Annotated in this window: 16 protein-coding genes; 6 read left to right on the forward strand and 10 right to left on the reverse strand. The window is 43.2% G+C overall.

Annotation, left to right across the window (positions count from 1 at the left end):
- Window positions 1-96: 96 nt before the first annotated feature.
- Both ACFFGT_RS31520 and ACFFGT_RS31525 read left to right on the forward strand, forming a co-directional pair.
- Entirely contained in the window at window positions 97-1419 is a 1323-nt protein-coding gene (locus tag ACFFGT_RS31520) for a PQQ-dependent sugar dehydrogenase (RefSeq protein ID WP_377026494.1), read from the forward strand.
- Window positions 1420-1566: 147 nt separating this feature from the next.
- Window positions 1567-3645, forward strand: coding sequence for a TonB-dependent receptor (locus tag ACFFGT_RS31525; protein WP_377026495.1), 2079 nt, complete (start codon window positions 1567-1569; stop codon window positions 3643-3645).
- A gap of 255 nt (window positions 3646-3900) precedes the next feature.
- Here the strand turns inward: ACFFGT_RS31525 and ACFFGT_RS31530 are convergent, their stop codons facing one another.
- Both ACFFGT_RS31530 and ACFFGT_RS31535 read right to left on the reverse strand, forming a co-directional pair.
- Window positions 3901-6477: a family 20 glycosylhydrolase gene (locus ACFFGT_RS31530; protein WP_377026496.1), complete on the reverse strand. Its 2577-nt coding sequence runs from the start codon at window positions 6475-6477 to the stop codon at window positions 3901-3903.
- 185 nt (window positions 6478-6662) lie between these two features.
- Window positions 6663-7589 (reverse strand): cobalamin-binding protein, encoded by a 927-nt coding sequence (locus ACFFGT_RS31535; RefSeq protein WP_377026497.1) that lies wholly within the window; start codon window positions 7587-7589, stop codon window positions 6663-6665.
- 177 nt (window positions 7590-7766) lie between these two features.
- Here ACFFGT_RS31535 and ACFFGT_RS31540 point away from each other — a divergent pair, with 177 nt between their 5' ends.
- Window positions 7767-8390 carry a LysE family translocator gene (locus ACFFGT_RS31540; protein WP_377026498.1) on the forward strand — a complete coding sequence of 208 codons (624 nt, stop codon included), beginning with the start codon at window positions 7767-7769 and terminating at the stop codon, window positions 8388-8390.
- Between the two features lie 92 nt (window positions 8391-8482).
- Here ACFFGT_RS31540 and ACFFGT_RS31545 read toward each other — a convergent pair whose 3' ends face one another.
- From ACFFGT_RS31545 to ACFFGT_RS31565, 5 genes are all read right to left on the reverse strand, one after another.
- The gene (locus ACFFGT_RS31545) at window positions 8483-9409 is read right to left on the reverse strand and encodes a bifunctional riboflavin kinase/FAD synthetase (RefSeq protein ID WP_377026499.1); all 927 of its coding nucleotides are present in this window, start codon (window positions 9407-9409) and stop codon (window positions 8483-8485) included.
- A gap of 75 nt (window positions 9410-9484) precedes the next feature.
- Window positions 9485-10207 carry a tRNA pseudouridine(55) synthase TruB gene (gene truB / locus ACFFGT_RS31550; protein ID WP_377026500.1) on the reverse strand — a complete coding sequence of 241 codons (723 nt, stop codon included), beginning with the start codon at window positions 10205-10207 and terminating at the stop codon, window positions 9485-9487.
- Window positions 10208-10509: 302 nt separating this feature from the next.
- A complete protein-coding gene (locus tag ACFFGT_RS31555; RefSeq protein ID WP_377026501.1) occupies window positions 10510-11304 on the reverse strand; it encodes an undecaprenyl-diphosphate phosphatase in 795 nt (264 codons plus the stop codon).
- A 96-nt stretch (window positions 11305-11400) separates the two neighbouring features.
- Entirely contained in the window at window positions 11401-11694 is a 294-nt protein-coding gene (locus ACFFGT_RS31560; RefSeq protein WP_377026502.1) for a DUF3098 domain-containing protein, read from the reverse strand.
- Between the two features lie 76 nt (window positions 11695-11770).
- Window positions 11771-12649, reverse strand: a complete 879-nt coding sequence (locus ACFFGT_RS31565; RefSeq protein ID WP_377026503.1) for a cell division protein FtsX — start codon at window positions 12647-12649, stop codon at window positions 11771-11773.
- 445 nt (window positions 12650-13094) lie between these two features.
- Here ACFFGT_RS31565 and ACFFGT_RS31570 point away from each other — a divergent pair, with 445 nt between their 5' ends.
- Window positions 13095-13298, forward strand: coding sequence for a hypothetical protein (locus tag ACFFGT_RS31570; protein ID WP_377026504.1), 204 nt, complete (start codon window positions 13095-13097; stop codon window positions 13296-13298).
- A gap of 86 nt (window positions 13299-13384) precedes the next feature.
- Here the strand turns inward: ACFFGT_RS31570 and ACFFGT_RS31575 are convergent, their stop codons facing one another.
- The 3 genes from ACFFGT_RS31575 to ACFFGT_RS31585 form a co-directional block, all read right to left on the reverse strand.
- Complete coding sequence (locus ACFFGT_RS31575) at window positions 13385-15133, reverse strand: ABC transporter ATP-binding protein (RefSeq protein WP_377026761.1); 1749 nt, start codon at window positions 15131-15133, stop codon at window positions 13385-13387.
- 172 nt (window positions 15134-15305) lie between these two features.
- Window positions 15306-16088 carry a tRNA pseudouridine(38-40) synthase TruA gene (gene truA, locus ACFFGT_RS31580; protein WP_377026505.1) on the reverse strand — a complete coding sequence of 261 codons (783 nt, stop codon included), beginning with the start codon at window positions 16086-16088 and terminating at the stop codon, window positions 15306-15308.
- 56 nt (window positions 16089-16144) lie between these two features.
- Window positions 16145-16666, reverse strand: a complete 522-nt coding sequence (locus ACFFGT_RS31585) for a DUF892 family protein (RefSeq protein WP_377026506.1) — start codon at window positions 16664-16666, stop codon at window positions 16145-16147.
- A gap of 128 nt (window positions 16667-16794) precedes the next feature.
- Here ACFFGT_RS31585 and ACFFGT_RS31590 point away from each other — a divergent pair, with 128 nt between their 5' ends.
- Together ACFFGT_RS31590 and ACFFGT_RS31595 are read left to right on the forward strand one after the other, a co-directional pair.
- The gene (locus ACFFGT_RS31590; protein WP_377026507.1) at window positions 16795-17262 is read left to right on the forward strand and encodes a DUF4293 domain-containing protein; all 468 of its coding nucleotides are present in this window, start codon (window positions 16795-16797) and stop codon (window positions 17260-17262) included.
- Between the two features lie 376 nt (window positions 17263-17638).
- Window positions 17639-19507, forward strand: coding sequence for a DEAD/DEAH box helicase (locus ACFFGT_RS31595; RefSeq protein ID WP_377026508.1), 1869 nt, complete (start codon window positions 17639-17641; stop codon window positions 19505-19507).
- Window positions 19508-19567 lie beyond the last annotated feature (60 nt).

Genomic DNA, 19567 nt, shown 5'->3' on the forward strand with positions numbered 1-19567 from the left:
AAACCATGAATATATTACACACTGCAAAACAATCACTTATCCCAAACAATCCCAGCATCTAAAAAGTTAACTATTAGTATATAAACACCCGCCAAAATGAAACATAAGCTTATCATATTTCCTTTTACTATCGGCATAATACTTTTGGCCTGTAAACATAAAAAGCCTGCTAACTATAACAATGCTGATACAATCGTTAACAAAAGCGAACAGGAGGTTACGCTGCCTGCCCCTTATGAAACCAAAGCTGTAAAAAACTACTGCGATGTTATTGGCTGGCCCAAGGGCAAAACCCCAACTGCACCGGCAGGCTTTGCGGTGAGCCTTTATGCCGATGGACTGGATAACCCGCGCAATATTTATGTAGCATCAAACGGTGATGTTTTTGTATCTGAGGCCAATACCGAAGTTACCGGTCTGAAAAAGATAGGTGCCGATATCATTGGTATAAGCAAATCGCAGCATTTGGGCAAAAGCGCTAATAAGATTTTATTATTTAAGGATTCTAACGGCGATGGCATGCCTGACTCAAAAACCGTTTTCCTAAGCGGATTGAACCAGCCCTACGGTATGCTCATTGCCGGCGATTGGTTTTATGTAGCCAATACCGATGGACTGTGGCGTTACCCATACAAAATCGGCGAAATGAAAGTAACAGGCAAAGGCATTAAAATATTAGACTTGCCCGCAGGCGGATATAACAACCACTGGACCCGCAACCTGCTCCTGAGCGCCGATGGCAGTAAAATTTATGTTTCGGTAGGATCGGGCAGCAATGTTGCCGAGCATGGAATGAGCAACGAAAAGCGCCGTGCCAATATCCTGGAAATTAACCCCGACGGCAGCGGCGAACGTGTTTATGCTTCAGGCCTTCGCAACCCGGCAGGCATCGACATTCAGCCGGGCACGGGTGTTTTGTATGCCGCAGTTAATGAACGCGATGATCTTGGCGATCAGCTTGTACCCGATTACTTAACCAGTGTTAAGGAAGGTGGCTTTTACGGCTGGCCCTGGGCGTACTTTGGCCAGCATGAAGACCCGGTACTAAAACAAAAAGATCCTAACCCGGAAATGGTCAAAAAATCCATAGTGCCTGATGTTGCACTTGGCTCGCACACGGCATCATTAGGCCTGGTATTTTACAATAGCACAAGTTTTCCGCAGGAATATCATAACGGGGCTTTTATTGGTCAGCATGGTTCATGGAACAGCTCAAAGTTGGTGGGGTATAAGGTAATCTTTGTTCCCTTCAGCAATAATAAGCCAACCGGCCATATGACAGATTTTTTAACCGGCTTTATTGCCGATAGCGCCAAACAAAAAGTATATGGCCGCCCGGTTGGAGTAGCTGTGGCTAAAGACGGATCGTTACTGGTAGCTGATGATGCAGGCAACAAAATATGGCGGGTAAAGCACTGATACTCTTACGGGGCTGAAACTTACGAAGTTTTAAAAACTTCGTAAGTTTCAGTACGCCGGCCCACAACATCAAGATATTTACAAAGCAGCGATATACGTTTATAAGTATAAACAACTATTTTTGACGACGTCCCTGATCGTCAACCTATGTTAAAACCGTTTACTCTTATAGCTTTTGCGCTGGCTGCTGCAATAACAGCAAATGCACAAAATAAAATCCGCCCTAAAAAAGATACCACCGAGCTTAAGCCGGTGATCATTAAAGGCTATCTGAGCGATCAGCCTGTTATCAGCGTACCGGCATCCGTAAGTGTGCTTAATGCAGCCCAGCTTAGGATCCAGCCTGATAATTCATTTGTAAACGCGTTAAATACTGTTCCGGGGGTACGCACCGAAGAGCGTTCGCCGGGCAGCTACCGTTTATCCATCAGGGGAAGTTTATTACGCTCACCTTTTGGTGTACGCGATGTGAAAATCTATTTTGATGATATCCCGCTCACCGATGCCGGGGGCAACAGTTATTTAAATGCCATCGATATAGCCGCCATACAAAAGGTTGAAATATTAAAAGGCCCCGATGGCAGCTTGTTTGGGGCCAACTCGGGCGGGGTGGTGATCCTTAGTCCGCTTAACCGGTATAACGACAGCACTTATATTTCGGCGGGTGTAAATGGTGGCTCGTATGGGCTGTTTCATGAAAAGGCGGCAGTGCAATTAAAAACCACCAATTACCTCCTCAACATTAACCAAAGCTTTCAAACTTATCATGGCTACAGGCAAAACAGCGATACCCACCGTAACTACCTGCAGCTGGCCGATAGCTGGAACTACAGTGGTAAAAACACCTTAAAAGCGCTGGGCATTTATTCTGACCTGGCCTATGAAACACCCGGGGGGCTAAATCTTGCCCAATACAATACCGATCCAAGATTGGCCCGTCAGCCTACGCCTACCTTGCCAGGGGCTATTCAACAACATATTGGCATTACTACCAAAATGTATTTGGGCGGCTTAACCAATGAATATCATTTTAACGACCATATCCGCAATGTGCTGGCTGTTTTCGGCAATCATGTTGATTTTGCCAACCCTTTTATCACCAATTATGAGCAGCGCAGCGAAAACACCTACGGCTTCCGTACCTATTTTGAGCTGACCGGTGATCAAAAACCGAACCTTGACTGGAAAGTTGACCTTGGTTTTGAATGGCAGCAAACCAACTCGCACATTGCCAATTACGGTAATAACAAAGGAGTGAAAGATACCACTCAAACCATTGATGACATCCACACCAATCAGCATTTTGTATTTGTGCGCTATGCTGCCGATGTTTACAAACGCCTGCACGTTGAAGCTGCGGTAAGCTTAAATAATTACGGTTATGATTTTAAAAACATATACCCGCTTAACCAAAACAACTTTACTAACCGCAATTTCAGCGCACAACTGATGCCGAGACTGGCCTTGTCATACCAGATCATTAATGCCCTGGCCTGGCGTGCAAGCGTAAGCCGCGGATATTCAACCCCTACCACTGCCGAAGTAAGGCCAACGGATAACATTGTCAATACAAGCCTGCAAGCTCAATATGGCTGGAATTACGAAACCGGTTTCCGCCTGCGCAATAGCGACGAAACTTTTATGCTTGATGCATCGGTTTACTACTATCGCTTAAACAATGCCATAGTACGCCGCCTAAATGCTGATGAAACTGAGCATTACATTAACGCAGGTGGCACTAACCAGTTAGGCACCGAAGCATCATTGTACTATTGGATCATCCGTCCAAACAGGTATTCGTTTATTCGCGGTTTGCAATTTAATGAGTCTTTCACATACAGCCACTTCAGGTTCAGAGATTATATTGTTACCGATGCCAACTACTCGGGCAACAGGCTTACAGGTGTGCCTAAAAACGTATTTGTAAGCAGCGTCCAGATCAGGTTCCCCGAAAACCTGGCCTTGTTTGTACAACACACCTTCACTTCAAAGATCCCGCTTAACGATGCCAGCACGGTATATGCCCCCAAATACAACCTGCTGCAGGCGCGGGTTAGTTATCAGCCAACTATTGCCCGTAAAACACATTTTGAAATATTTGCTGCCGCAGATAACCTGCTGAACCAAAAATACAGCCTGGGTAATGATTTGAACGCCGTAGGGAACAGGTATTATAATGCAGCGCCGCTGAGAAATTATTCGATGGGAATGAATTTTATGTATTAGATAGTTATTAGTTGATGGTTCATAGATCATAGTAAACTTCTGCCGACGCTCGGCTCCAGTCGAGTGTCTGTTATTTCCAGGCCTCTGGTCTGTGCACATTTATTTGCGCCGGCCAGAGGCCGTGGGATAGTTGCCACCGGCAGGAGCCGAGCGGCGGCGAACGGATATGATAAAAAAGCCCTGTGTTTTGCTGCGCAAAACACAGGGCCTTTTCCGGCTTGCAAACTGCAAACCTAAAACTGCAAACTGAAACAACTACGGATTCAGGTTATTATTTCCTCCCTCAGCAACATTACCGCCCCTGCCTTTCGGATCAAAAGCACGAAACTTAATAACCCCGCCATTGTAATTAACCGGACCAGTGTAAACTTTGCTTGTGGCATCCGGATCTTTACCGTTGGTTGTATAACGGATTGTTAAACCCGGAAACTCCACATTGCTCAGGTATTTGCCATCCTGTAAGCTGATGCCCGGTTTTGGCACACGATAGTTATAACCGCCTTCATAATAAGTTAAACGCGGCAATTCACGCTTACCTAAAACATTCAGGAAGTTTGACCAGGCCACCTGGTATTCCTCTTTACTTTTAACCGGGTCTTTTTCGGTAGCCCAGGCCGGGTCCTGTGCCCAGGCACGCTCAGCTAAGCCAAGCAAACGCGGGAAAATCATATAATCCATTCGCTCAGGGCCTTTCACTGTCTCGGCCCATAGCGCGCCCTGCAGGCCGACAATATTACTTTTACCATAATCGGTAAGGCGTTGTTTACCAATGAAGATATTCCTGTTTATCGGATTGCCTTGTTTATCAACATCGGCGTTTTTAAAATAATCGTAAGGGATAAAGGAATAGAATTTATCGATTCCCAAAAATGCGCCCCAATAATAGCCGGGTTCATCAAATGATTTATAATTGGCCATATCAAAATACAGGTTGGTAACGCAGGTTAATACAACCTTGTAACCGCCATTGGCCAAACGATAGGCAAGGTCTTCCTGTCCGGCGCCTAATACGTTGTTCCAAACATCAACCTGCAGGTGCTCTTTTGTAAAATCAGGATTAGGCACATAAGCCGGCTCACCATCAAGTGTGGTTTTACGAAGCGCCATCTCCTCCCAACCCGAAAGCAGGATGCCTTTAGCTTTTAAGAGCTCATTAACACGACCGTAAAAGTAATACCAGAGATCATTAGTGCTTTTTATTTCGGGATGTGTAGCTTTTAGCGCTAAATAAGCCGGAGATTTTTCCCATACATTGGCCGGCACTTCATCGCCCCCAAAGTGAATAGTTGGCAGCGGTGCTCCTGCTTCTTTGTAAGTCCTGATCAAATCGTTAACCACCGTTTCCACAAAGTTATAGGTTGATGGCAGCGACACATCAATCACATTATCGTTCCAGTACTGTACCGAGCGATAATCAGATTTATCATTCTGATCGTACAGTAAATACTTTTCGGCTTCAGCCTTTTTGCCCTCGGCCATCAGGCGGTCATAACGTGCATTCATTGCTTTAATAGATGCACGGGCATGACCGGGAGTTTCAATTTCAGGTACTACGATAATGTGGCGCTCATTTGCATATTTCAGGATCTCGATATAATCAGCTTTGGTATAATAGCCGGTGCCGAAAGGGTTGTCAACCTCCGGACCAGAACCGTGCGATGGCGGCAGGTGATGTTTGCTATCCAGCGTATGGCCGCGTTTTGAGCCTATTGAAGTAAGTTCGGGCAATGAGGGAATCTCTATTCTCCAGCCTTCGTCATCTGTTAAATGCAGGTGTAATATATTCAACTTGTAAAGGCTCATCGCCTCCAGCAGTTTCAATACCTGTTGTTTTGACTGAAAATTACGTGCTACATCCAGCATTACCGCGCGATGAGCAAAACGCGGCGCATCGGCAACTTCAACACAGGGGATCTCAAGCTTTTCCTTCCGATTTGGGAGTGCCGAAGGAGAAATCATTGTTTTTAAGGATTGTATCCCATAAAATGCTCCGGCAGGTGTTGAAGCTAATATTGTTATGGAAAGATGCTCGACTTTCAACTCGTAACCCTCTGCACTAATATCTTTTTTATATTCGATTTTGATAGACCTTAAGGTACTTGATAGTTTATTTACATTGAATATATTCTTATCCAGGGATTCTAAATAGTCCTTGAGTATTTTCCCTTCCTTTTCAAATCTCTTATCGGCACCGAATATTACATCATAAAAATCGAAATAAGCATACGCACCCAGTCCCCCTGTTAAGTGATAACTTACAGGCGTAGGGAAAACCTGCACCAACTGATCAGCTGGGATATCGGCAACCGTTTTATTCCTGTCGAAAACAATTTCGGGGGTTATTAAGCCCTGGTAAGTTGGTTTGTAGGGCGTAATATTATATGAACCGAAAGAGTAACCCTTTTCAGGAGCATTATCCCAAACCAGGTAAGGCCCTTCAGGGGCATCGGTAATATTTACAACAGGATCATCGCACACAAATTCAATACGGGCAGTTTCGCCGGGTTTCAGGTCTTTAAAACCCGATGTTGGGCTTATGCTGTATAAATCGCCGTTAACCTGTTCAATAAGGGCATTATTGCTGACAGCCGCTTTTGTAAAACCACGACCCGAATTAAAATAGATCTTCCATCCCGAAGCAGGCAAAACCTCATGACTTTTGTTAGTGATCACCAACGCGGTTAGGGCTTCATTTTTATTTTGATAGTTATTATCCATTACCTGCCAGTTAAGGTGCAGGTCGGCAATGTTCGGTTTTTTATCGTCGTTAATTTTAAAACCGCTGCATACAAAAACCGCGGCGACAACCATCATCGTAAAAATTTTGTTCATAATTGATCCTGTGCCTGGGAGATAGCAGACAGGTAAATATATTACTTTTTAAATTATTTTAATAAGTGATTTTTATGTAGAGACGCATCACATGCGTCTAACTTTATACATAACAGGCAATCAAACCACCTAAGCAAAACTGCCAGACGCATGTAATGCGTCTCTACATTGAATATATTTTGTTATTAAACAGAGAACTTAATCCACCCTTCACCTTCATACCCAAATATGAACTGTTTAGGGCGGATAATCTCGGCCAGGATCTCTATCGAGTCTACAATTCTCGGGCCGGGACGATTAAAGTATTGGTTGCCATCGGCAATATACAACCTATCGTTTTTTACAGCTTTGAGCGATGCAAAACCCGGCCGGTCCAAAAGCAGGTTGATCTCGCGCATGGTGCGTTCAATACTGAATCCGCAGGGCATTACCACGATGATTTCTGGGTCCTGCTGCAGGATGTCGTCCCACTCAATATATGGCGAGTGCTTGCCTGCCTGTACCAAAACGGGGGTTCCTCCGGCAATGTTTACCAGGCCGGGCACCCAATTGCCCGATATCATTATCGGTTCCAGCCATTCAATACAGGCAACAGTAGGTTTACTATCGATAAATTTTAGTTTATGCTTAATAATGTCCACACGCTCCTGCAGGCTTTCAAGCAGGTCGGCACCGGCTTGCGGCACAGCAAGCGCATTGGCAATGGTAGTAATATCGTTAAAAATATCCTCAAGGCTATTGGGTTGCAGCGAGATGATCCGGGCCTGTTTATCCAAATAATTTTCCAGTGCCTCCTCAACATCTTTTAAGGATACTGCACAAACTTCGCACTGGGCCTGGGTTACCACTACATCCGGTGCAAGAGCTTTGATCTGCTCACGCTTTACGGAGTAAACCGAAAGTGCGTCGGCCAGGATCTCTTTAACCTTTACATCAATATCGGCACTGCTCAAACCATCCGGAAAATTAGCTTCGGTACATACAGGCAAATATTTAACCGATGCCGGAAAATCGCACTCGTGCGATCGGCCCACTAAATTCTCTTCCAATCCTAAAGCACAAATTATTTCGGTAGCGGCCGGTAGTAATGAAACTATTTTTTCAGTTGGCATGTTAACAAGTTCAAGATTGCAAATGTATGAATTATAGATGTGCAGATTACAGATGTGCAAATTATTGAATTTAATCAGAGGCTATTATATTTTAACTGCCCCCATCTGAAATTTGCACATTTGAAATCCGCACATCCGAAATTTGTCAACTCCGATTAACAAACTATCTTTGCTGCGATGATATTTTTGACTTTTTTCATCGGGCTTATAGCCAACTTTATAGGCTATATACCACCCGGCAACATAAACCTAACTTTAGTACAGATCACCATAAACCGTGGAATAAAAGAGGCTGTGCGTTTTATAATAGCTTTTTCGGCGGTTGAATTTTTCTTTACTTATTTTATTATGCATGCCGCCCGCTGGCTTTCCGGCCAGTTGAAACTGGGTACTATTATCGACTGGATCATGGTAGTGCTTTTCGGCGTTATGGGTTACATTACCTGGATCCATAGAAATAAACCTCCTGAATCTAATTATTCTGAACACGCCAGCATTAAATATGGCATACTGCTGGGCTTTTTGAACCCCATGCAGATACCCTTCTGGATGGTTACAGGCACTTATCTCATTACGCACGAATGGATTCTTGACGGCAGGGTAGCCCTTGTTATTTTCAGCCTGGGATCGGCTGCCGGTTCATTTTTATGTCTTTTTATCTACGCCAAATTTGCTAAATATATCCAGGAAAAGTTTGCGCTAAGCAACAAGCTGATCAATACCAGCATAGCGGTATTGTTTTTTGCCTTTGCAACCTATCATGTGGTAAAGCAGATCTATTTGTCGTTTTTCAAGCATTAAGATGGAACCATGATTTTCTTGATTTAAGGATTGCCTGATATATCGACATAAAGCTCAAGATAATCCTCAAATCAAGAAAATCATGGTTCAGTTCAAAATTCCAGATTTAACACATCAACCTTATCCTGCGCCAACTGCACTTTCAGCTCATCGAGCGATGAGAACTTAACATCACCGCGGATGTAGTGGTGAAACTCCATGCGGATGGTCTGGTTATAGATATCTTCGTTAAAATCAAAAATATTTACTTCAATATTGCGGGTAAGGCCGTTAACTGTTGGGCGGCTGCCGATATAGGCCATTCCCTTGTAAGTAACTCCGGCTACAATTACGGTAACCGCAAAAATACCATCGCAGGGGATCAGCTTATATTTTTCTTCAACCACAATATTGGCAGTCGGGTAGCCAAGCTGCCTGCCGATCTGATCGCCGCGAACAACATTTCCGGTAATAAAAAAAGGATAACCTAAAAAGCTATTGGCCAAATGAATATCGCCGCTTAAAAGGGCGTTACGGATGCGGGTTGAGCTGATGGCCACCTCGTTAATATCCTGCTCAGGGATCTCTACCACATCAAAACCATAAACAGGGCCAAGGCGCTGCAAATCTTCAAGTCCCCCCTGCCGGTCTTTACCAAAGCGGTGATCATAGCCTATTACTATTTTTTTTGTGCCGATCTTATTTACCAGCACATCGCGGATATAGCTCTCGGCACTCTGATTGGAGAAATCTCTCGAAAAAGGGGTAATGATGAGATGGTCAACTCCAAGGCATTCCATGAGTTCGGCCTTTTCGGCCATGGTGGTAATCAGTTTTATGCTTTCATCCTCCGGGTGCAGGATCATGCGCGGATGCGGAAAAAAAGTAAGGATCACCGTTTCGCCGCCTGTACTTTCGGCCAGTTCCTTAATGCCTGATATAATTTTCCGGTGCCCGATGTGTACCCCATCAAATGTGCCGATGGTGACTACTGCATTGTTTACCGCTGTAAATTCGTCAATATTATTGTAAACCCTCATTATATGAGAAAAACACAAAGTTAATTTTTAGTTGATGCGATTGACGGCCATTGTGTTTGCGCTTTGTAAATTTACTTAGCCGCCAACATTCACATTTGATACCTTCAGCTCCCTTATTGCGTTTACCAGCTCCATTATCTCCCAGGCATCATCAATTTTATAGTTGCCGCTGCGCGTACGCCTCAATTTTGAAAGATATGCCCCATTACCCAAAGCAGCACCAAAATCATTCACCAGCGAGCGGATATAAGTTCCCTTGCTGCATACCACCCTGAAATCAACCTCCGGCAGTTCAATGCGGGTTAGTTCAAATTCGGTTATTGTTACGTTGCGCAGCTTCAGTTCCACATCCTCTCCACGGCGTGCCTTTTCATATAAACGCTCGCCATCAACTTTTATGGCCGAGTGAGCAGGAGGATATTGTTGGATGTCACCAATAAACTGTCCGCAATTATTACGGAGCATTTCTTCGGTGAGTTGGCTGATGTCGAAACTTTTATCGGGCTCGGTTTCCATATCATATGAAGGCGTGGTTGCACCTAATACCATGGTACCGGTATATTCCTTTTCTTCGGCCTGGAAGGTATCTATCTGCTTGGTCATTTTACCGGTACAGATGATCAGCAAGCCTGTCGCCAGCGGATCAAGCGTGCCAGCATGGCCAACCTTTAGCTTAAGCGGTTTAAACGAATTGCGAAGCTTGCCAACCACATCAAAGCTTGTCCATTGATATGGTTTGTTAACCAGCAGGAGCTGACCTTCGGCAAATTCTTCAATCTTAGTGTACGTGTTCTTCAAATCTCTTATTTACCCGGATCATATTATCCGTTTCTGCAAAGGTACGATTTTAGGATTGATTGAGGGAGAGAGGGAAATTTGCTTATAAAACTAACCGTCAACACGGGGCACCTCCGGAGTGTGAAAAACATAAAGCATTAAAACTCCGGAGGAGTATCGTGTTTATAGAATCTCAACCAAACTTACTTTCTTCGGCTCCATAGGAGCCTCGTGTTTTAAAAGCGATTTCTCTGAATTATTACGCCGGATCATCTTCTTTAAATAAAGAGGATGATCCGGCGTAACAGGTATTTGAAAAAGACTTATATCGTTTGCAGCGGATGTCCGCTATATATCAAGCCAATAATAATAGCACCTATAACAATACGGTACCAGCCAAACATTTTAAATCCTTTGCGTTCAAGAAAAGTAATAAAAGTTTTAATAGCCAGCATTGCCACAATAAATGCTATTACATTGCCGATAGCTAATAATTTAATTTCTTCGCCGGTAAAAATATGTCCGTCTTTATGGTAATCGAGCAGCTTCTTTGCTGTTGCGGCAAACATGGTAGGAACCGCTAAAAAGAATGAAAACTCGGCTGCAGCAGTACGGCTAAGCTTCTGGCTCATCCCCCCAACTATAGTAGCGGCCGAACGTGAGGTTCCCGGAATCATAGCAAGGCACTGGAAAAATCCAATTTTAAGTGCGGTCAAGTTGCTTATTTCTTTTTCTTCTTTAATCAATGGCTTGTTAAACCATTTATCAACAAATAGCAAAATAATACCACCGATAAAAAGTGTAATACCTACAGTAAGGGCGCTCTCCATTAATGCGTCGATTTTTTTACTAAATAAAAAGCCGAATACAGCTGCAGGAATAAATGCTATGAATAATTTCAAATAGAAATTAACCGATTGCAAAAACCTTTTCCAATATAATACCACTACCGATAAAATAGCGCCTAACTGTATGGCAACGGTAAAAAGCTTAACAAAAGGATCGGCTGCTATGCCCATTATTGATGAGGCAATGATCATGTGCCCTGTTGATGACACAGGCAAAAATTCAGTTATCCCTTCAATAATTGCAAGGATAATAACATGGATGAGATTCATTAGGGTTGAGGGGGTTGAGGTAGATATATACGTTATTTATAACAGGTATGTTTAAAAATAAAACATACCTGTTATAAAATCAGTGCGGTTAATGTATTAATTAGCCGAAGGCTTTTTAAGAATAGCGAAGAAACCTAAAGCAAAGCCGCCCAAAACTACTATTGGGGCAATAACTATTTTGGTAGTGCTGTAAATATCTGTAGTGCCAGACATCAGCACAAAACCGAAAGCAACAACTGCCACGCTGATGATCAGCATACGATAATTGCTTTTATCAAATATGAATTGTACCGGCTGCGCTGGCGCGGTAGCTTTTGCAGCACCTGCAGTTGCCGGTGATGCCGTGGCAGCTGTTTTTACTGGAGTGGCTGGTTTAAATTTTTGTGCCATATTTTTTAATTACTGAATTATTGAGTTAATGAATTAGTGGCTTAAAGCCCGGATAAAACCTTTCAGCTTTAACCACTTATCTGTACAGATCGTATATTTTTAAACGTAAAAACTTGTTAACTGCTAAAAAGGTACTAAAGCCCGATATAAAAATCCCCAGACCAACAACACCTAAAAACACAATGCCAAACTCGGTGTAGTTTTGTAAAAACACCAGGTCGGGCACATTATCATAAGCTACATATAGGGTGCCTATCAGCAGGATAATAGCTATCAGGCCGCCCAGTAAACCATGCCAGAGCCCGTACAATAAAAAAGGCTTGCGAATAAATCCTTTTGTAGCTCCAACCAACTGCATCGATTTGATCAGGAAACGCTGGGAATAAATGGCCAGCCTGATGGTATTGTTAATCAACGCTACTGAAAGTATCACAAAAATACCTGCGAAAGTAAGGATGATCAAACTGATGGTGGTTACATTCTGGTTCATCTGGTCAACCAATGATTGCTGGTATTTAACCTCTTTTATCAATGGGTTTTTCAACAGTTCGGCTTTAAACTTTTCAATATCCTTATTGTTGGCATACTCCGCTTTCAGGTAAACATCAACCGATTGCGATAATGGGTTATAGCCTAAAAACTTTACAAAGTCTTCGCCAAGGTCTTTTTGCAGGTTGCGGGCGGCAAGCTCTTTACTTACGTACTGGGTTTGTTTTACCATTACGTTGCCATCCAATTGTTTTTGAAGCTGCAGTACATCACTTTCGTGGGCGGCATCATCAACAAAAATATTAAGCACGATGTTTTCTTTAACATAGCTCGAAATATTTTTAGCGTACACCAGTATTAACCCCAGCAACCCTACCATTAACAGCACCATGGCAATACCAAATACAGTTGAAATGTATATGGTTTTTGTCTTTTTAGAGGATGCGCTTGCTTCAAATTCTTCCATTTACTTTTGTTAGATGTGAGATGTGAGACATGAGATTTGAGATACCCAATCCCCTCATGATAACATCATATTTCTGCGAAAATAAGAAACCCACCCTAAAGGTAAAAGTTTATTGCTTATAAATATTGTTTAATAACGCCTTAGCTAAACAGATTTAACATTTATTAACAGCTGAACCGGGATTTGACCGTTGATCTCTTTGATTTCGCTGATGTCGTTGATCCATTTGTCTGAACCCGAATTTGTCGAATTAAGTAATTAGCAGAATGTAGGGCAAATTCAATAAATTCTACCAATTCAAAAATTCCGGTTCAGACAATAAAAATCCAATTAATCTCAAAAATCCCCCCAAATCCCGGTTCAGACAAATTAAATCCCAAATTCTGGTTTAATCCTGTAATCCTTGTTTCTTAAACAAAAATGCCAGCGTTATTGTTATCAATACATGACAAAGCCAGCAAACGAAAAAGATAAACCTTCGCCATCAGATACCCCGACCCACAGGCCGGCCGATGATGGGCATAAAAGCAATGTGCGTAAGGAAGATAAACAATATCATGCCGATAACCCTCATGGCGGCGATATAGCAAAAAAGCATGAAAAGGAAGAGCAGCCGGTTCATTCGGTAAAAAGTGTACCGAAGAAATGAGCCCCCTCTAAATCTCCCCCCGGAAGGGGAGACTTCAAAAATAAGCGATCATTAAGCCCTCCCTTCCGGGGAGGGTTGGGTGGGGCTTACCTTGCAATCCCTGCCGAGTTAAACTGCAAATCATACAACTTACGGTAATGGCCATTTTCGATTTTAAGCAGTTCCTGGTGGGTACCCATTTCCATGATCTCGCCGTGGTCAAGTACAATGATCCTGTCGGCGTTTTGAATGGTTGAAAGCCGGTGGGCTATCACTATGGCTGTGCGGCCTTCCATTAATTTATTGATGGCATTCTGGATCAGGATCTCCGTTTCGGTATCGACTGATGAGGTAGCTTCATCCAGTACCAAAATTGCAGGATTATAAACCAAAGCCCGGATAAACGAAATTAATTGCGATTGCCCGGCCGAAAGTGTAGAGCCGCGTTCCATCACATTATAATCATACCCGCCGGGTAATCGTTCAATAAAATCATGCGCACCAACATCTTTAGCTGCCGCTATAATTTGGTCGCGGGTAATAATGGGGTTATTCAGGCTGATGTTATTGGCAATGGTATCGCTAAACAAAAACACATCCTGTATTACGGTAGCTATTTGCGAACGCAGATAGTTAACATCATAATCATGAATATCATGTCCGTCAACCCTAACGCAGCCTTTTCCAATTTCATAAAAACGGTTCAGAATATTAATGGTTGATGATTTACCTGCACCGGTTGCTCCTACCAAAGCAAGTGTTTCGCCGGGCTTGATATGGAAGCTAATGTTTTTCAGCACCCAGTTTTCATCATTATAAGCAAACCATACCTGATCAAAGCTGATCTCGCCCTGTAGCCTGCCTGTTGTAAGCTTGCCATTGTTTTCGGCTACCTCGTCGGTATCAAGTACTTTAAAAATCCTGTCGGCACCCACCATACCCATTTGCAGGGTATTAAACTTATCGGCCAGCTGACGGATAGGCCTGAACAGCATGTTCAGCAACACAATAAAACTGGTTATCAGGCCCGGGGTAATGCCCTTGCCTGATGATGTTATGGTCAATAGCTGACTATCAGACAGCATCCTTTTGCAGCCATACCAAACCAGCAGGCCCATACATATGGCAAACAGAATTTCTACCACCGGGAAAAATATGGAGTAGTACCAGTTTGAGCGGATATTGGCATCCCGGTACTTTTCGTTTACGGCTTTAAACTTGCGCATTTCCTGGTCTTCACGGGCGAAGATCTGGATCACGCTGATCCCCGAAATGTGCTCGGCCAAAAAAGTATTGAGCCGCGCCACCTGGGTACGCACCTCCTGGAACGATGATTTGATCGCCTCCTTAAACACATAGGTTGAAGCAAACAGAAAAGGCATTGGGATGAGGGTAATAAGGGCCAGCTTCCAGTCCTGCCAAAGCATATAGCCGATCACGGCAACTACCAGCAGCATGTCGCCCATAATAGAGATCAACCCTTCCGAAAAAATATCGGCAATAGTTTCCAGGTCGGATACCGTACGGGTGATGAGCATACCAATAGGTGTATGGTCGAAGTATTTTAATCTTAAACTGGTAATATGGTTAAATATATCAATCCTTAAATCGCGGATAACATACTGCCCCAGCGCGTTGGTTAAGTAAGTTTGGTAATACTGGGCAACGGTTTGGATAATAAGCTGGCCTATCATAAGCTCAACCATAAAAACGAGACCGTTATAATCGTCGTTCAAAATGTTAACATCCAGCGTACGCTGAATCAGGATAGGCTGCAGCAAAGCATTGGCCGCTATAAAAATGGTTAAGAAAGTAGCTACAACAAACGTTTTGTTATAAGGCTTTACATAATGCATTACCCGGCTCAGCAGTTTCCAGTCGAGAGCCTTACCGGTTACGCCCCCCCCGCCCCCTGAAGGGGGTGCTGCTTGTTTGGTATTTTCTTTGTCTTTAGCCACTATATCAAAGTTAAAGTATAATTATATATCGTCAAATTTCCTCTCCCCATTCTCCGCAATAGTTCCCCCTTCAGGGGGCTAATGAGTATGGATATTTAACCTCTGTTAAATACAACCCGCAGGCCGGTACACTGGTACCTGCATTTGAGCGATTTTTACTTTCGATAATTTCACGGATGCCTTCTGGTTTCATTTCTTCCCGGCCAACCATCATTAGCGTACCCACAATGGCACGTACCATATTACGTAAAAACCTGTCGGCCGTGATATGGAAAACTATGCCATCTTCTGTTTTTATCCATTCGGCACGGGTTATTTTACAGTTATTGGTTTTTACCTGGGTATTTGATTTACTGAAACAGCTAAAATCAATGTACTCCATCATGATAGCTGCTGCCCGGTTCATCAATACCAAATCAGGCACATCACGCAATTGCCACGAAGCCTCCTGCAAAAAAGGATCTTTATTAAAATGGATATGATATTGATACGAGCGCGATGTAGCATCAAACCGGGCATGTGCATCGGCATGTACCGGGATGATATTTTTTATGGCGATATCGGGCGGAAGCAGGGCGTTCAGCCCCCCCCGCCCCCTGAAGGGGGAGCTTTCCAGCACACTTACTCCCCCTTCAGGGGGTTGGGGGGCATCAAAATGCGCGAAGAACTCTTTGGCATGTACGCCTGTGTCGGTACGGCCACAGCCTGTTGTTTCTATTGGCTGGCGCAGTATGGTACCCAGGGCTTTGTTTAATAGTTCCTGTACACTTACGGCATTTTGCTGTATCTGCCAGCCATGATAGGCGGTGCCGTTGTAGGCCAGTTCAATAAAATAACGCTGATTGGTGCTCACACGGGCAAAGTTAATAATCTGTCGCCTATGCCGGGTTCATAATTTGGTCATAGTATTTATGACGGTTCGGTTATATAGGCTTTATAAATTGCCTCAAACACCAGTTTATTTTTAACAGCCAGATTGAAGGGCTTATTTATGAAGGTATTGCTATAGCCAATGGCTTTTGCCAGGTTACGCAAAACCTCAAAATAAGTTATCTCAATACCTTCAATGATCTGCACATAAAATACAATGAACACGTCGCGCTCCATGGCAGTTTTCCCGGTTTTAATTGCCGATATATAGGCCTCGAGCGTCATGGCTTTTATGCCAAGTACTGTTGTTTTTGACGGCGTTTCATTAATATTGTTGTAAATCGAATCGAGTTGGGTAAGCTGCTTCTGGGTGGCATCATAACATTCCTGTACAGCCTCCTTTAAATAGGTTAATGATGCAAGCTCTTTAATCTCTTCAAAAAAATCAATCAGATGTTTTTTTCCAAAATAAATACTGTTCAGGTGCTCAAGGAAAATCTTTTTTAAATGGGCATTCTCAAACTTAACATCTTCGGGGCTTTGTTCACTAATAGGGGTCATTTGACAATAGTTTAAACACAATAAATATACATTAAATAATTGTCATTTAAAGCAAACGATATCGCTATTAAATTAGTGCTCCTCCAATAAGCAAAACATTTATATTTGCCTTTATAATTTTTAATATCATGCTGCAACGCATTCAAAGTATTTACCTTTTATTCGCCAGCCTTGTGCTGTTCGCCCTATTCTTTTTTCCACTTGCCCACAACGTTTATATCAATGATAAACCCTCCAGTATCATGGTTACAGGTATTTACCAGGATGTAAATGGTGTACAGCAACATACCGAATCATTTGTAGCGCTTACCGCCGTTACTGCAATTGTAGCATTGATACCGCTGGTTATCATTTTTTTATATAAAAACCGCAAACAGCAAATTGCTTTTTGCTACAGCGCCATGCTGGTACTTATCGGCTACAGCTTTTGGATGGCACAAACTGTTAAAGGCGCGGCAGGCAGTATCACGCTTGACACCCACTCTATGGGTATTGGCCTGTTCCTGACTTCGTTAAGTATCATATTTATCATCTTTGCTCAAAAAAGCATTCAAAAAGATGAGAAACTGGTAAAATCGGCTGATAGGTTGCGGTAAACCCTGGTTAACGTTAAGTCAACAGTACTAAGCCGGATTCGCAAGTCGTTTTTTTCACTTTTCTATACTTATGTTTTGGGGCTAAAGAATAGGCTGCTTTTTTGCGTTCCGGATATAAAAAACGAATGTGGAATCTCTGATTTCCACGTTCACTAAAGGCTCTGCTATCAGGAAAAAGGGCTTTAAAAATCGAAAAAATGGATAACATTTTTTGTAAAACTGTCAATTAACTGGTTTTTTTTCAGTCAATTAGTAGCTTATTCACAATAATACCCGTAAACTTCAATTTAACCCAACTCGCCTATTGGAATTGTAAATCATTAACACTATCTTTGCGCCCGATTTGGCGATGTTGCCAAATTCGTTATTTTAATTCATGAACAACCCATTTATTGAACTGGGAATCCGTCATGATATTGTTAATGCCATCTCTGAGTTAGGATTTGAAAATCCTACACCAATCCAGGAGCAGTCAATCCCGGTATTGTTAACAGGCAGCAACGATTTTGTCGGATTAGCCCAAACCGGGACCGGAAAAACTGCTGCCTTTGGCCTACCACTGTTGGAACTGCTTGATTTCGAAGAAAATCATCCACAGGCACTTGTTTTATGCCCAACACGCGAACTTTGTTTACAAATCGCGAACGACATCAAGAATTACTCCAAAAAAATGAGCAACGTACACGTTGTTGCCGTTTATGGTGGTGCAAGCATTATGGATCAGTTACGCCAGATCAAACGCGGCGTACAGATCGTAGTTGCTACACCGGGACGTATGCTTGATATCATTAACCGTAAGGCTATCGACTTTTCGGCTGTGAAGTATGTAGTATTGGATGAGGCTGACGAAATGCTCAATATGGGCTTTCAGGAAGACATTGATAGTATCTTATCTACCACACCCGAAGAGAAAAAAACCTGGCTATTCTCGGCCACCATGCCTGCAGAAGTTAGGCGGATTGCCAAAAAATACATGGAAAATCCGTTTGAGCTTACTATGGGCGCAAAAAACACCGGCAATGCCAATATCGAGCATGAGTACTATATAGTACGCGCCCGTGACAAGTATGCCGCGTTTAAACGTATTGTTGATTTTAACCCTGACATTTTTGGTATCGTATTTTGCCGTACCAAAATTGAAACCCAGGAAATTGCTGAATCACTGATCAAAGACGGCTACAATGCCGATTCATTGCACGGTGACCTTTCACAGCAACAACGCGATAAAGTAATGAAACGCTACCGTGAGCGCAGCCTGCAATTGTTAATTGCTACTGACGTTGCCGCCCGTGGTATCGACGTTAACGACGTTACACACGTTATTAACTATTCATTACCCGACGAAATTGAAAACTACACCCACCGTAGCGGCCGTACAGCCCGTGCAGGTAAAACAGGTGTATCTATCTCTATCGTTAACGCTAAAGAATTAGGCAAAATCCGCCAGATTGAGCGTGTTATTGGTAAAAAATTCATTAAGGCCGAAATTCCAACCGGTTTTGATGTTTGCGAAAAACAATTATTCTCTATCGTTCACAAAGTACATAACGTTACTGTAAATGAAGAGCAGATTGACCAATACATGCCGCGTATTTACGAGGAATTTAAAGATTTCACCAAGGAAGATTTCATTAAACGCTTTGCATCAATTGAGTTTAACCGTTTCCTTGATTATTACCAAAACGCTCCTGACCTGAATGCCAGCATTGAAGAAGGCCGTAACAGGTCTGAAGATCGTGGCGAACGTGGCAATGGCGTAAGAGGCAACTTTACCCGTTTATTTATAAACCTGGGTTCGGTTGATGAATTTAACCGTGGCGATTTGTTAGGTTACATTTGCAACACTACCAAAATCAGCGGCCGTACTGTAGGTAAGATCGATGTTAAAGGTGTGTACTCATTCTTTGAAGTGCAGAACGAAGACGTTGATAAAGTGATGGCCAGCTTTAAAGAAGCTGAACATAAAGGTCGCCCGGTAAGGATAGAGATTTCAGGCGAAGGCACCAGTGATAACCGTAGCGGCGGCGAACGTCGTGAAGGCGGTTACCGTGGTGGCGAACGTCGCGAAGGTGGCGGATATCGTGGTGGCGAACGCCGTGAAGGCGGTGGTTACCGTGGTGGCGAGCGTCGTGAAGGCGGCGGTTACCGTGGCAACGAAAAACGCGAACACAATGGTGGCGGCGGTTTCCGTGATTTTTCAGGCAAACCCCGTGAAGATCGCCCTGAACGTCGCAGAAGATTTTAATATTAAGTAATAAAAAAACCACCATGTGCCAAGCATGTGGTGGTTTTCATGAGCTTCCTT

This window comes from Mucilaginibacter angelicae (assembly GCF_042434235.1).
Classification (GTDB): domain Bacteria; phylum Bacteroidota; class Bacteroidia; order Sphingobacteriales; family Sphingobacteriaceae; genus Mucilaginibacter; species Mucilaginibacter angelicae.